A 15,061-nucleotide genomic window follows, 5' to 3' on the forward strand; every position below is an offset into this window, starting at 1 on the left:
GATGCGTGTTGCCCTTTTTGTTCCGTGTTACATTGACCAGTTCTATCCTCAGGTAGCGGTGGCAAGTTTGGAATTGTTGGAGAAATTAGGCTGCGAGGTGGTTGTTCCAAAGGATCAAACTTGTTGTGGCCAACCGATGGCTAATTCTGGTTTTGCGTCTTCTACTGGAGGTTGTGATGCGAATTTTACGACCAATTTTGATGGATTTGATTACATCGTGGGTCCGTCGGGATCTTGCGTATTACACTTGAAGGAGCATCATCCTTCTCAGAAAATCAGGTCGTCGGTGTATGAAATTTGCGAGTTTTTGACGGACATTTTGAAAGTGAATAGCTTGACTGCGAAATTCCCTCATCGGGTAGGATTGCATCAAAGTTGCCACGGTCAGCGTTTTTTACGTTTAAGTTCCATGTCGGAGCGAAACGAAAAACCCTTTTCGAAATTACAGGATTTGCTTGGACTGGTTCAAGGTATCGAAGTCCTTTTGCCAAAAAGGGAAGATGAGTGTTGTGGATTTGGTGGTACATTTTGTGTGTCGGAGGAAGCTGTTTCTGTGAAAATGGGGCAAGATCGAATTAGGGAGCATGATGTGAATGCCGTGGAGTATATTATTGGTGCGGATACGTCTTGTTTGATGCATATGGAGGGTATATTGCGCCGACAAGGTTCGAAGGTACAAGTGAAACACATTGTAGAAATATTGAATTATGATTAGTCACGCGGATGCTTCGGAGATATTTATTTCGGATTCGGAAAGGACGGATTGGCATGATGAAACGCTTTGGTTCGTTCGTGCAAAACGTGATAAGGTCTCGAAAGTTTTACCTGAGTGGGAGGATTTGCGTGAGCATGCCTCGCAGATAAAAGATCATACCCTCGCAAATTTAGGGGAATACCTGCGCGCTTTTGAAGCAAAAGCTCAGGCCAACGGCATTCATGTGCATTGGGCGGCTGATGCAGCAGAACATAATGCGATAGTTCATGGCATAATTGCTTCACAAAGTTCAAAAGTTTTGGTCAAGAGTAAATCGATGTTGACCGAGGAATGTCATTTAAATGATTATTTAGCTTCTAAAGGAATTGAAGTTGTAGATACCGATTTAGGGGAGCGCATTGTTCAGTTCCGAAATGAAGTTCCAAGTCATATTGTTTTGCCTGCGATTCACTTGAAAAAGGAGGATGTTGGGGAGACTTTTCATCAGCATTTAGGAACGCCAAAGGGAAATAAAGACCCACAGTTTCTGACGGAGGCGGCGCGCCAACATTTACGTGGCCATTTTTTAGCTTCTGAAGTGGCGATAACGGGTGTAAATTTTGCGGTAGCGGAGACGGGAGAATTTGTGGTATGTACGAATGAGGGGAATGCGGATATGGGGGCACATTTAGCCAAAGTCCATATTGCCTGCACGGGTATTGAGAAAATTATTCCTAAAAGAGAAGATTTAGCCGTGTTTTTGCGTCTGTTAGCCCGCAGTGCTACTGGGCAGTTAATCACTACGTATTCGTCACATTTTCATCTTCCGCGCGAAGGTCAAGAGGTGCATATCGTCTTTTTGGATAACGGTCGGACGCGTCAATTAGCAGATCCAAAATACAAGAATTCACTAAAATGTATTCGCTGTGCGGCTTGTTTTAATACCTGTCCGGTGTACCGTCGGAGTGGAGGGCATAGTTATCACCAACCGGTTGCGGGTCCAATTGGGTCTATTTTAGCTCCCAATATCGACAAAAAAGCGAATGTGGATTTACCTTTCGCGTCGACATTGTGTGGTTCGTGTTCGAATGTCTGTCCGGTGAAGATTAATATTCATGAACAATTGTGGTTTTGGCGACAAGATTTAATGTCGGCGGGACTAGCTCCAGCTGTCAAAACTGTCGGCATGAAAATGATGGCTTTTGTATTAGCTAATCCGGTGATTTACCGATTAGGTGGTGCGTTTTTACGCCAGTTTTCTGGATTATTAAATAATCGATTAAATCCTTGGTATAAACAGCGGGAGATGCCGGTTGCACCGAAGGAGAGTTTTCAAGAATGGTACAAAAAACGATGAGCTCACGAGATCAGATTTTAGGGAAAATTGAGCCGCTAGAACCGGTTCAACATCCGGGTGTATTTACCAAGGCTTCAGAAGGTTTTGATTTCATAGCTTCGTTGGCCGTCGTAGGTGCTCGTGTCGTAAGTCCATCCGAGTTAGAGGAATTATTTCCCGGTCGGCGTAGGTTCGACAAAACGATGGATGGATTGAGTTTAGCGGATGTGGAAGTTTTGGAGATTGATGGCGAGTTTGGGGTAGCGGAGAATGGTGCCATTTGGTTGACAGAGGAGGCGATGCCGCATCGGGTGGCTCCATTTATATGTCAACATTTAGTTATAAACGTAACGGAGATTGTTCCTACGATGCATGCGGCTTATGCGCGCTTGGGTGGGGTAAAATCTGGCTTTGGATTGTTTTTAGCGGGTCCATCGAAGACTGCGGATATTGAGCAGTCGTTGGTGGTAGGTGCACATGGTGCGCGAAGTTTAACAATTGTTATAAGAAGTTGATCGCTGACGGGGTCGTAGACTCCCCGTAAGCGTCAACTTTTCCGCTACGCAAAGTACGCGTTTATTCATTCAGGAACTTGATTTTTTTCACCCAAAACAGATATTTTAACCAGTTTTACTGTTATTTGCAAGGGTGTGGGGGTGACGCTGCCGGGGTCGTAGACCCCGGCAGCGTCTAGTCGAAAAAATTTCATATATTTGGCCGTAAACCTATTCATTTATGTCAGTTTCTAGAAGAAAATTCCTAGGGCAATCTGTCCTTTCCTTAGCTGCATTCAGCATTGTACCACGTCACGTACTCGGAAAGGGCTTTATTGCTCCTTCAGACCAACTCACCAAAGCAATCATCGGAACCGGCGGCATGGGCCGCGGACACATTCCGTACGCAGGCACACGCGTCGTTGCCATGTGCGATGTTGATAAGAAAAACCTACAACTCGGGTTAGACAAAGTCGAGAAAGGTGTGAAAGCATTCACCGACTACCGAGAAATGATTCAACTCCCTGAAGTTGACATTGTACACGTAGCTACCCCGCCGCATTGGCATGGAATCATGGCCGCAGATGCAGCAAGGGCAGGTAAAGATGTTTGGTGTGAAAAACCCATGACCCGGACGATCGGAGAGGGACAAAAATTAAAAGAGGCGGTCCAACAACACGGACGTATCTTCCGACTAAACACCTGGTTCCGATTCGAAAGTAATTTTTACGGGTTGAATTGTCCGGTTAAACCGATGAAGAAGCTAGTTGACTCAGGTCTTCTTGGTTGGCCGCTGAAATTCACCGTAAGTAAACACACCGGTTTCGACTGGAAATTTTATTGGATTGGAAAAACGGATTTAACACCGCAACCCGTTCCACCGGAATTAGATTATGACGCTTGGCTCGGACCTGCGCCTTACAAACCCTATCACGTACACCGTACGCATCAAACGTTCCGCGGATATTGGGATTATGATGGTGGTGCCCTGGGCGATATGGGCCAGCATTACATGGATCCGATTCAATATATGTTAGGAAAGGATAACGAAAGTCCAGTCTATGTGGAAGTAGATGCCCCCGTGCAAGATAAAGATGCCGTGGGAATCTTTAATCGCATTACCTATACCTATGCAGATGGATGCCAAATTGTTTTAGATGGCGAAGCTAAAGACGAGAAAGTTGCCTACATCGAAGGTCCCAAAGGAAAATTATACAAGAACTTTAAATCAGATATCCCTGATTTGGAACGTAAGCTAGCTGAGTTTCCAGAGCCACCGGCCCAACAAATTGATTTTGTTGATTCGGTGAAAAATAGAACTCAATTTGCCTTGAATGAGGAAAATGGTTATCGGTCATGTACTTTAATTAACATGGGTTTGATTGCGATGCGCTTGCACCGCAACCTCAAATTTGACTCCGTTAAACAAGAATTTATCGGTGATCCTGAAGCAAATAGTCTCATCAATCAACCGATGCGCGCACCTTATATCATCTAAACGTCATGAAATATATACTATTAGTATTGGTTAGTTGGCAAACCCTCGCGCAATCCTCCCGCGAGCAACAACTTTTTAACCGAACCCAAGGAGCCACACCTGCCTTAAAAGCGGCAGCATACGCCAGCAAAGGCATTTACGAACCTACGCAGGCGACGGAAGCTTTCATATTAGCCAACGCAAAAAATCCGACAGAATTAAAAGCTTTTCTTCGTGATGACCTTCCCGAGGCGACGCAATGTGAACTGATTGGTTTAATTGCCAAACAAGATGAAAGCATTTTACTAGGAAAATATCCAAAAGCAAAACCACAGGTTACGGCATTTATTTTAAAACAATTAATGTCCAAACCGCGCACAAACATCAATATCAAAACCTGGGATGCTGCGCATCAAAAAGCTTTCATTAAGGCTGTGGGTACCTACAAAGCCGCTTGGGCCTTGCCTCTTATTCAAAATTCAAATTTCAAAACGGAACAGATTATTGCCCAATTGCAAGTTCAAGGGGCAAAAGGACTTCCTGCTGTTTGGGATATGTTAAAGTCGAATCAAGTTGATGCGCAAAAAATCGCTGACTTGACGACCACCCTAGCGGCAAATGATTTCTTAAAAGCTAAGCTCAGCACCTACGAACAGGCGTCAACAGCGCAAAAAACGGTTCTATTAACTTATGGTAGTGTACACCAATGGTCGGAAGTAAAGACTTTGGTTTGGCGAGCGGTGCAATCAAATCATCCAGTACGTGCAGCAGGATTTGAGGCATTGACCTACTGGGTTGAATTGAAAGATTTTGATCTGATTGCAGAGAAATTATCTATCGCGCAATTACCAAATGAAATCAAGGCCTTACAAAACTGCATGATGCAATTAATCAAGCTTGACGGCACGCGAAATAGTAAAATTACAGCCTTTGCCTTAGCCGCTCAATATAAAAATAATTGGGTACCCTTCGTTCAGGAAGTTGCCAATTTGGATTGGTTGTACGCGTTGGGAAAGAAAGATGAAGAGGCATTGAAAGCTTTTGTGCGGATCAATGGACGGACATTTGCGCATGTAGACCAACAAGTTTTACGGTACCGAAATGCATTGGATTTAACCCAAAACATGGATATACGGGAGCAAATTTATAAGGGATTGGCGAAATGCAATTCATTAGCTGCCATGCGGACTTTGTATTTAGGATTGAAAGAACCGAATGCAAAGCAAATCGCTGTAGATGGGTTGGCAGCACTTTATGTGGCTAATTCAGATTTTCAAGGTCAAATGACCAAGGAGTGGGTTATGGAAAATGCGTCCTTAATTTCGGATGCCGCTCTTCGTGATAAAATTAATAAAAGCAATCCTGGTCGTGGTTTTTACACGATGTACAATGGAACCGATTTACGCGGTTGGAAAGGCTTAGTGGACAATCCAGTTAAACGCAGAAAAACGCCAGCAGATACCTTGGCGATGAAGCAAATCAAAGCCGATTCCATCATGCGCACAGGCTGGATGGCACAAGGCGAAGAGCTACACTTTACGGGGCATGGCAACAATTTGTGTTCGGTCAAAGATTATCAAGATTTTGAGTTAATCATCGACTGGAAAATTGAAAAAGAAGGTGATGCGGGTCTTTACCTGCGTGGTTCTCCACAAGTTCAGATTTGGGATACGGCTCTAACGCGTGTGGGAGCACAAGTTGGCTCAGGTGGATTGTACAATAACCAAATCAATCCGAAGAATCCACTGAAAGTGGCGGATAATCCCGTAGGAGAATGGAATACATTTCGCGTCACCATGCGTGGAGAACGCGTATCTGTTTATTTGAATGGTGAATTGGTTGTGGATAATGTGATTTTAGAAAATTATTGGGATCGTAAAATTCCGATTTTCATCCAGGATGCGATTGAATTACAAGCGCACGGGAATCACATTGTGTACAGAAACATTTACGTAAAGGAGTTGACTCCACAGCCTGTTTATATGCCTGAGGAAGTGGGTTTTGAGCCACTTTTTGATGGTTCATCGCTCTTTAATTGGACAGGAAATACGACGGATTATTACCCAGTAAACGGTGAATTAGTGGTGGATCCGAAACGTGGTGGCAAAGGAAATTTGTACACCAAAAAAGAATACGGCGATTTTCACATGAAGTTTGATTTTCAATTAACACCAGGTGCCAACAATGGCCTGGGTATCCGTACGCCGCTTGAAGGTGACGCTGCCTACGTCGGGATGGAGTTGCAGATTTTGGATAACACGGCGCCGATTTACGCGAAATTACAAGCTTATCAATATCATGGTTCTGTGTATGGAATCATTCCATCTAAACAAGGTTTCTTGAAACCTGTTGGCGAGTGGAATGAACAGGAAGTGATTGCAGAGGGAAATCGCATTAAGGTTATATTAAATGGTGAAGTTATTACCGATGGCGACCTTGTTCAAGCCATTAAAGATGGAACACCGGATCATAAAGAACATCCAGGTTTGTTAAACAAAACAGGCCATATTGGGTTTTTAGGTCACGGATCTCCGTTAAAGTTTAGAAATTTACGTATCAAAGAAATCATTAAAAAGAAAAAATAAGTCATGGCAATCACATTGACGATTAATCGAAAAAAAGTTAGTTTGGACATTGATTCCAACACCCCACTTTTATGGGCGCTAAGAGACCATGTAGGTTTATTGGGGACTAAATATGGTTGCGGAATTGCCCAATGCGGCGCCTGCACAGTTTGGGTAAATGGAGAGCCTATGCGCTCTTGCGTATTACCTATTTCGGCCGTTGGCAACGCCCAAATCACCACCATTGAAGGTTTGGATCCTGCTGGAAAACACCCGATTCAAGAAGCATGGGATGAACTAGACGTAGCTCAATGTGGCTATTGCCAAGCGGGTCAAATCATGACGGCTGCGGCTTTATTGAAGAAAAACCCCCATCCCTCGAAACAAGAAATTGTTGACGGCATGGCCGGAAATATTTGTCGGTGCGGCACCTACCACCGCATACAAGAAGCAGTTGCATTAGCCTCTAAAAAAGTTAAGAAATGAAAACGACACGTAGAAATTTTATCCAGCAAACGGCACTCTTTACGAGTGTGTTTACCTTGGGATTTGATTGGTTTGAATCCAAGGGAGCTACGATGGCGATTGCCAATGAACCAGGTCGATTTAATGCGTTTTTAAGCATTGATGCCACTGGTAAAATTCGCTTATATTCCCCTAATCCAGAGATTGGGCAAGGGATTAAAACTGCTTTTCCCGTGGTTGTGGCAGAGGAATTGGATGTGGATTGGAAACAAGTGGAAGTCTTACAGGCGAATTTAGATACACAAAATTTTGAACGCCAGTTGACCGGTGGGTCAGGTGCTCTGAAACATTCGTGGGAGCGTTTACGCAAAGCGGGGGCAAGTGTACGCCAAATGATGGTACAAGCAGCAGCAAATCAATGGAAAGTAGATGCTAGTGTTTGCAAAACATCGAAAGGATTTGTCTTAGGTCCTGCAGGTCAGAAAGCCTCGTATGGCTCTTTAGCTGCGGAAGCGTCGAAATTGCCCGTTCCATCGACCGTTACGTACAAAGACCGTAAAGATTATAAGATTATTGGAACCCGTGTTCGCGGGGTTGATAATAAAGATATTGTTACTGGTAAACCTGTTTTTGGAATTGATGTTCGGAAGCCAGGTATGGTTTTTGCACAGATTGTACGTCCGCCTTTTGGGGCAACGTTAAAATCTTTCTCTGCGGAAGATGTCAAGAAAATGCCGGGAATCATTGACGTTGTTTCCTTTAAAAATAAGGTGGCTATCGTAGGTACAAGTACCTTCGAAATCATGCAGGCACGTCAGAGTTTGACATGTTCGTATGGCTCTGATGCTCCTTTAGAAGGAAATGATACACATCAGGCGTGGTTTGATGCGGGAATGAAGTCGGATAAGGCAACGGTCCAACGGAAAGATGGGGATTTTGCAAAGGCTATTTCGGAAGCTGCCAAAGTAATTGAGGCAACGTATGAGTGTCCATTTATTTCGCATAGCCCGATGGAGCCGATGAACTTTTTTGCGGATGTGAAGCCGGGTTCGGTTACGTTGGCTGGTCCTACGCAAGTACCGCAGCCCGCTCAAAAGGCAGTTGCGACTTTATTAGGTGTTCCTGAAAATACGGTTCAAGTGGAGTTAACCAAAATGGGCGGTGGCTTCGGTCGGCGTTTGAATAATGACTTCGCCTTGGAAGCCGCTGAACTATCCAGCATCATTAAAAAGCCAGTCTTGGTTATGTGGACGCGTGAAGATGATATGGGTGGTGGAATTTACCGACCAGCCGTTCGGTACCATTTCAAAGCAGGTATTGATGCCAAAGGAACTATAACCTCTTTTTACCTTCGCGGAGTAGGTTTAAATGCGGGTAATTCGACCCGTCAAGATAACTTCCCAGTAGGAGCAATTGATAACGTTTTAATTGAATCAGTGGATCAAAAATCAGCTGTGACAACAGGTCCATGGCGTGCGCCAATTACCAATTTCTTGGGATTTGCGGAACAAGCATTTTTGGATGAAGTAGCTGAGGCGGCGGGAAAAGATCCGATTCAAATGCGCTTGGATTTGCTAGCACGCGTAAAATCAAACCCAGTAGGTAAAATTACGTATGAGGCAGATCGCTTTGCGGAGGTAATCCGACAAGTAGCCGAAAAATCGCAATGGAAAAAGAAGCCAGGGGTACACCAAGGTTTCAGTGTGTATTATTCACACTTATCTTATGTAGCTCAGGTTGCAGAGGTTCAAGTGAAAAATGGTAAGCCTCAAGTTACCCAAGTGACTGCCGTTACGGATTGTGGGGAGGTTATCAATTTAAGTGGTGCAGAAAATCAAGTGAAAGGAGCCATTATTGATGGCATGGGTCATGCGATGTTTGCTAAATTGAATTTTCAGGCGGGTGTGACGAGTCCAACGAATTTCAATGCCTACCGCATGATTCGAGGGAATGAAATTCCGAAAATTGATGCCTATTTTGTGGATAATGGCATAAGCCCAACGGGATTAGGTGAACCCGCATTGCCACCCACCGGTGGTTCAATTGCCAATGCGATTTATGCGGCCACTAAAAAGCGTCATTATAAACAACCTTTTAGTTAATGTCAATTCCCAAAGTTCAATATCTAGACAATTTGCGCGTCACAGCAACCCTCGCGGTGTTGTTAATTCATTCAGCTGCAAATGTCTTATTGAACTTTGGGAAAATTCCTGATTCAGCTTGGTGGTTTGCCAACCTGTATAATGGGGGTTTCCGGTATGCTGTCCCGATTTTTGTCATGCTTTCGGGGGCTTTGCTATTACCACGGGAGGAAGAAATAGGCTCTTTTTTTAAAAAAAGTTTTCTAAGAATTATCCTCCCTTTTCTGTTTTACAATTCGATTTTCGCGATTTTCAATTGGCAAGTTCGTCAAAGTGGTCGCTCACAAAATTTAGCGTGGATTTTTAAACAATTTTTTGACGGAGCATCCTATCATTTTTGGTACATCTACATGATTGTGGGTGTATACCTATTTATACCCATTATTGGCGCCTGGGTACGTCAAGCGCGCGAAAGTCATTTGCAATTCTTTTTAGGGATGTGGTTGGTGACTATTTTTTTCGATAATTCGCATTTTCCGGGAATGAGCTTACCTGTCAAATTGCCTTATTTCACGGGCTATATCGGGTATTTGGTGTTAGGTTTTTACCTGACTAAACATTCGTTTTCGAGAATTTTTGCTTGGGCTTTGTTTTTGATTGGTACGCTTTGGACCATGCAAGGAACGTATGTGCAATCACTCGAAGACGGAAAATTTTATGGATTGTTGTATGCCAATTTTTCGCCGAGTGTGGTTATGTCGACTGCTGGGTTGTTTATGTTATTTAAATCGTATGAGGGTACGATTCCAGGAACAGCTCGCTTTCGAGATTGGGTCAGTTCGCACAGTTATGGCATCTATTTAATTCACATTATCGTTTTATTTTACCTCGTAAAAATCAAAATATATGGGGCCATGTGGCATCCAAGTATTGGGATTCCCCTGACAGCCTTTACCTGTTTATTGATTTCTGGTGCAATTGTTTGGGTTTTGCGTAAAATCCCTGGGATTAAATACCTTGCAGGCTAAGGATTTTTTGTACCTTTCGCGACTATTGGTTCTAAATATGAGACTATTATTATTATTTGTATTTGTTTTGGTAGGCCAATGTGCATGGTCTCAAAACTCAACCATTTCTTCCGGTGGAGTAACTAAGTTGGTGAACGGCCGGTATTATTCCCACGTGATTGGTCAGTCCAGTGTCGTCACGGGGACAACGGTCAAGTCGGGGATTACGATCCGACAAGGCTTCAAGCAGCCCAATCTACTGGCGCGAAGTATTCAGAAATCAGGGTTGAAGGTACAAACAGCTATTGAAAATCCGATTGCCTACACTGTTTTTCCTAATCCATTTGTTGATAAGTTGCGCATTCAATTCTCAGACAAAAGCACATCTAAATCATACTTGGTCATTTACGATATTGTGGGTAGTGTGATGTGGGAAGCTTCGTATGCTGAGGGAATTACCGAGATCAATCTGACTGATTTTAAGAATTTTCGTCCTGCGAAGTATGTACTGCATTTGGTACAAGCGACGGGCAAGCCTTTTGTAGCTAGTATCGTAAAGGAATAACTATTGGTTGATGATTTTGCCATCCTGCATTTCAATGATGCGTGAGGTTTTTAGGGCAAATTCATTGTCGTGTGTAACGATCAGCAGTGTTTGATGGAATTCTTCGGCCAATTGCTGGAAGGTTTGAAACACGATATCGCTGTTTTTTTTATCCAAATTTCCAGTTGGCTCATCACCCATAATCAACAATGGGTCATTGATTAATGCGCGCGCAATGGCTACACGTTGTTTTTGACCACCTGATAATTGATTGGGCATTTTTTTTGCTTCATTTTCAATCCCCAATACCTTCAACTTTTCATAGGCCCGGTGCTCCACCTCGGATTCACTGTATTTTCCTAATTTGAGCCCAGGTAACATGACGTTTTTAAGTACGTTAAACTCGTTCAGTAAATAGTGGAACTGAAAAACGAATCCGATTTTTTCATTGCGAACGCGTGCTAATTCCTTTTCTGATTTATTGCCCATCGCGACTGAGTCAATGAACAATTCTCCTTCATAGTCGGTGTCCATCGTCGAAAGAATATACAGAAGCGTCGACTTCCCACATCCTGATTTACCGATCACCGATACGAATTCACTTTGATTTAAACTGAAGTTGATGTTATCTAACACTTTAACCGTCATGGGATCATGAAAGTATTTGGTGATGTTGGTCGCCCGTAAAACTTCTTTGTGAATATGTGTCATGTTTATTTGCCGCGGATTATGATAACGGGGTCTATTTTACTTGCTTTTTTGGATGGAAAATAACCAGCGAAATAGGTGGTGACCAATGAAAATATAGCGCCAATAATGTAAAATAAAGGATTATAGTTGATGGGATAGGTTTTAACCGTAGGCAGCGATTCCGTATTAAAGGGAATATTATCAATGATGTTCGACATACCAAAACCTACCAGTAAGCCCAAGATTCCACCAAAAACTCCAATGCTCAATGCAATAAAAATAAAGATTAAATTCACATCTTTTCCAGAAAAACCAATGGCTTTCATGATGGCTATGGAATCCATTTTTTCGTAAATCATCATGTTAAGGATGTTGTAAATTCCGAAGCCAGCAACGATTAATAGGGTTACACCTACTGCATAGGAGATAATAGTTCGAACTGAACTTCCTGTTTCGAATTGCGAGTTTGCTTGTTGGATATCAATCGCGTCTGTCTCGTAATAACGCTGGTATTCTTTTGCCATGGCTGGTGCTTGTAAAATGTCCTTCAGCTTGACTTGCACATCTGTAATGTAATTACTGGAAACGCCTAACAGCTTTTGGGTGGTGCTGATGGAACAATAGCTTTGGACTTTATCTAAGTCTTGCAGTCCCGACTGAAAAAATCCAACCACTTTCAATTGCAAGCGTTCCCCTTTGCTGGTGGTTACTTGTATGACATCTCCTATATTGGCTGCCATTTTATCCGCTACTCCCTTGCCTAAAATGATGCTATTGGGTATGTTTTTCAGGTCTAGGTAGTTGCCTCGCGTCACGTAATCGCTAAACATAAATAAGCGATTTTCTTCGTCAGGGTCAATACCATTGATGACGCCGGTGAGGTCGATGGTGCCAACATTATAGAAAACTTGTGCATTGATTTTTGGAGCAACGCCTAAGACACGCGCATCTTGTTTGATGGCTTGCATGATTTGTGCGCTGTTGTACAATTCGAGCCGTTGGTTTTTAGGCTTAACTGAATTTACAAAATTGGATGTATTGGGGCTTAATAAATCGATCGGTTGGTTTTTTGACACATTGATATCGTGGTACAGCCGGATGTGCGCAGTCCGGTTCAAGATTAATCCGTCCAGTAAATCATTCAAGCCATTCATGAAACCAAGCAAGGTGATGAACATCGCAATGGAAAAGGTTACACCTACAGCGGCAACAAGCGTTTGTTTCCAACGGGCGAGCAATAATGAAATCGATACTTGAACAATTAATTTTAAGTTCATTACTTCGGCTTTATCACTTGGTCTTGGCTGCTGAGACCGCTTAGAATTTCAGCTTTTTGGAAATCAGTTAGGCCAAGTTTGACGGTCCGTGTGGTTCCATCCACTAGCGTGACAATGGAATCATTTTTCAGGTAGTTACGTGGAAGAATTAAAGCGTTCTGTTTGGTGCGTAGCATGATGTTCGCTTCAAATGTAACGTTTGGATACAGTTTCTCGGGGGCTTTTGTGAAGCTCGCTTCCACTAAAAACGTTTTATTCCGCTCGTTCATGATGGAGGCAATTTTAGTTACCTGCGCTTCGAATACCTTATTTTTATAGGCATCGAAAGTCACGGCAACTTTTTGTCCTAGTTGTACTTGGAAGATGTCATTTTCGTCCACTTGCATTTCGAGTATGAAATTTTGCGTATTTCCTACTACCGCAATAGGCGTCTGTGGACTTACAAGTTCCCCTTTTTCTTTCAACAGGTTAAATACAGTACCTTTTACTTGACTCTTCAGTATAAAATCCGCTGTTTGACGCGCTGAAATTTGCACGTTTTTTTTCGTCTGTGCCGAACTGAAATTGATTTGTCGGCGCAAATCAGTGAGGCGTTGTTGGGCCGAAATATAATTCGCTCGTGAACTTTGGAAGTTCAATTCTGCTTGTTCATACGCAACACGCGTACCTACTTGCTGCGCCCAAAGGGCTTTTTGGCGCGCATATAAACTAGAGTCTAATTTAAGTTTAGCTTTGGAGGTTTGTGCGATGGCTTCCGCCTCGACGAGTTTACCTTGGTTGTTTGCTTGGTCATTAAAATTCGCAGTCAGTTTCGCGTTCTCCAAATTGTATTGCTGTGTTTCATTGGATACGCGTAGGAGTGGAGTGCCTACGTTGACCTCTTGTCCTTCGTGGACATAAATTTCTTCAATGATGCCACTAACTGAGACGAATGCTTGGTATTGGTCTGCCGACTTGATCGTACCGGACGCATAAATGGATTCGGTGATGTTACCTGTGGTAGGTGAAATGCTTTCTTCTTTTTTGGAACAGGCCATGAGCAGCCAAAGTCCAGCAAAAATGAGTGTCGTGTTTGATTTCATTTTGCTAAATTAAGCTTTTCAGGCAATAGAAAAAATGATATTAATCGCGAATGCACCTTACACTAAATCCAGCATCTTTATCGTTGGTGGATGAGGTAGATTTGGCACCTACAGATGGAATAACAAAACCTCTGGCATTGACTTCTGTATCGCTTTCTCCACTCCAATAATGCGTTGTGATTCCGCGTTCTTGAATTAAACCATCTGATTGTCGCAGCCAACCAGCATTATGCAATTTGATTTCTGAAGCAAAAAGTTGGGCTTCATAATTGTAATTTAATGCGATCGTTCTCCATTCTTGGTAGGTGGGTAAGCGCCACCCCGTTCCCAATTCAATGGTGCATGGGTCTTGGTTTGTAGCCCAATCGGTATTGGTCAATGTGCGATTAGGCCAGGTGGAGGAAGGTGTACGACTGGTTCCAACATACCTGTAGCCAATTTTGCTTCCAAATTGCCAGTACCAACCTGATGCATTTTCTGTATCATCAGTGGCACTTATTGGTGGATTTGTTGAGCCTAAATTTTGTAAGAGCCAACATTTGTTTGCACCAGTAATCGTGGAATAAGCTAGATCGTACGTTATGGTTTTAGCTACTGGTGCAACACCGCGACTTGTGACGTGTTCTATCCGAATACTTGTACAAGGTGGGAGTGCGTCCAATTTACCAGAAGGCAATACCCCTTCATACGTAAATCGCTTACCCGCCTTATTAACAAATTCAGATCGTGAATTTGTGATTTTACCTTGTACGGTTACAGCCTGGCCGAATAGGTTGCAGGTAGTTAAAATCAATAAAATGAATAGTCTAATATGCATAGTCGAATTGGATTCGGTCGCCAGCAACCAAGGTGAAACTACTATTATTGGCAGGAATATAGGTTATGATATTGGTCGATAAACTATAGGCTGTTTTATCTATGCGAATGCCATTAATGAACATTTGCACTTTTGAATTCGCAGCCGGAGTTTGCGTGAGTGTAAATGTTAGCTTACCCACAGTCGCGGTAAATTGGTCATTGACATCGGTATCGGGAGCTGAGACTACCCAAGAGGATCCCACCACTTTAAGTACATAGCCAGCCGTGCTTGGAGCTAGACTTGTCACTGCCCCTGTTCCGTTTCCGACCAACAAGCTTCCAGCAGTTAGCGTTGCTGCTCCCGTTCCCCCTTGAGCAACGCCCACAGTTCCCGTCGAAGTTAGTACTTTCGAGGCGTCCGTAAAGATTGCTTTGGAGGCTGTTAGCGTACTATTTGTCTGTGAGCCGGTGAGTAAAAGGTTTCCGCCAACTTCTACATTTCCAGTCGTATTCACACTCGTAAAGGTTTTCGCTCCAGCGATTGTCTGTATT

14 protein-coding genes are annotated in these 15,061 nt (G+C 43.2%); 9 read left to right on the forward strand and 5 right to left on the reverse strand.

All coding sequences use genetic code 11. The features are described from left to right. The first annotated feature begins 1 nt into the window (after position 1). The 9 genes from ACIQ6T_RS06235 (at position 2) to ACIQ6T_RS06275 (ending at position 10,683) form a co-directional block, all read left to right on the forward strand. Positions 2-715, forward strand: a complete 714-nt coding sequence (locus ACIQ6T_RS06235; RefSeq protein WP_395785050.1) for a (Fe-S)-binding protein — start codon at positions 2-4, stop codon at positions 713-715. Continuing rightward, a complete protein-coding gene (locus tag ACIQ6T_RS06240; RefSeq protein WP_395785051.1) occupies positions 708-2,051 on the forward strand; it encodes a lactate utilization protein B in 1,344 nt (447 codons plus the stop codon). Before ACIQ6T_RS06235 ends, ACIQ6T_RS06240 begins: the two co-directional genes overlap by 8 nt. Next, positions 2,048-2,545 carry a lactate utilization protein C gene (locus ACIQ6T_RS06245; protein ID WP_395785052.1) on the forward strand — a complete coding sequence of 166 codons (498 nt, stop codon included), beginning with the start codon at positions 2,048-2,050 and terminating at the stop codon, positions 2,543-2,545. Before ACIQ6T_RS06240 ends, ACIQ6T_RS06245 begins: the two co-directional genes overlap by 4 nt. A 220-nt stretch (positions 2,546-2,765) precedes the next feature. Continuing rightward, complete coding sequence (locus ACIQ6T_RS06250) at positions 2,766-4,022, forward strand: Gfo/Idh/MocA family oxidoreductase (RefSeq protein ID WP_395785053.1); 1,257 nt, start codon at positions 2,766-2,768, stop codon at positions 4,020-4,022. Positions 4,023-4,027: 5 nt separating this feature from the next. After that, complete coding sequence (locus ACIQ6T_RS06255; RefSeq protein ID WP_395785054.1) at positions 4,028-6,586, forward strand: DUF1080 domain-containing protein; 2,559 nt, start codon at positions 4,028-4,030, stop codon at positions 6,584-6,586. 3 nt (positions 6,587-6,589) lie between these two features. After that, positions 6,590-7,051 (forward strand): (2Fe-2S)-binding protein, encoded by a 462-nt coding sequence (locus tag ACIQ6T_RS06260; protein ID WP_395785055.1) that lies wholly within the window; start codon positions 6,590-6,592, stop codon positions 7,049-7,051. Beyond that, the gene (locus tag ACIQ6T_RS06265) at positions 7,048-9,132 is read left to right on the forward strand and encodes a molybdopterin cofactor-binding domain-containing protein (protein ID WP_395785056.1); all 2,085 of its coding nucleotides are present in this window, start codon (positions 7,048-7,050) and stop codon (positions 9,130-9,132) included. Before ACIQ6T_RS06260 ends, ACIQ6T_RS06265 begins: the two co-directional genes overlap by 4 nt. Further along, on the forward strand, positions 9,132-10,139 hold the full coding sequence (locus tag ACIQ6T_RS06270; RefSeq protein WP_395785057.1) for an acyltransferase: 1,008 nt from the start codon (positions 9,132-9,134) through the stop codon (positions 10,137-10,139). The genes ACIQ6T_RS06265 and ACIQ6T_RS06270 overlap by 1 nt, the downstream gene beginning before the upstream one ends. Before the next feature lie 37 nt (positions 10,140-10,176). Further along, positions 10,177-10,683, forward strand: coding sequence for a T9SS type A sorting domain-containing protein (locus tag ACIQ6T_RS06275; protein ID WP_395785058.1), 507 nt, complete (start codon positions 10,177-10,179; stop codon positions 10,681-10,683). On the opposite strand, the gene ACIQ6T_RS06280 is transcribed toward ACIQ6T_RS06275, so the two are convergent. From ACIQ6T_RS06280 to ACIQ6T_RS06300, 5 genes are all read right to left on the reverse strand, one after another. After that, positions 10,684-11,373, reverse strand: coding sequence for an ABC transporter ATP-binding protein (locus tag ACIQ6T_RS06280; protein WP_395785059.1), 690 nt, complete (start codon positions 11,371-11,373; stop codon positions 10,684-10,686). A 2-nt stretch (positions 11,374-11,375) separates the two neighbouring features. Next, positions 11,376-12,629: an ABC transporter permease gene (locus ACIQ6T_RS06285; RefSeq protein WP_395785060.1), complete on the reverse strand. Its 1,254-nt coding sequence runs from the start codon at positions 12,627-12,629 to the stop codon at positions 11,376-11,378. Beyond that, on the reverse strand, positions 12,629-13,711 hold the full coding sequence (locus tag ACIQ6T_RS06290; RefSeq protein ID WP_395785061.1) for an efflux RND transporter periplasmic adaptor subunit: 1,083 nt from the start codon (positions 13,709-13,711) through the stop codon (positions 12,629-12,631). The genes ACIQ6T_RS06285 and ACIQ6T_RS06290 overlap by 1 nt, the downstream gene beginning before the upstream one ends. Before the next feature lie 40 nt (positions 13,712-13,751). Next, positions 13,752-14,528, reverse strand: coding sequence for a hypothetical protein (locus tag ACIQ6T_RS06295; protein WP_395785062.1), 777 nt, complete (start codon positions 14,526-14,528; stop codon positions 13,752-13,754). Further along, a partial coding sequence (locus ACIQ6T_RS06300; protein ID WP_395785063.1) for a hypothetical protein occupies positions 14,518-15,061 on the reverse strand: 544 nt, incomplete at its 5' end. The genes ACIQ6T_RS06295 and ACIQ6T_RS06300, both read right to left, overlap by 11 nt.

The organism is Aquirufa sp. (genome assembly GCF_044377215.1).
Classification (GTDB): Bacteria; Bacteroidota; Bacteroidia; order Cytophagales; family Spirosomataceae; genus Aquirufa.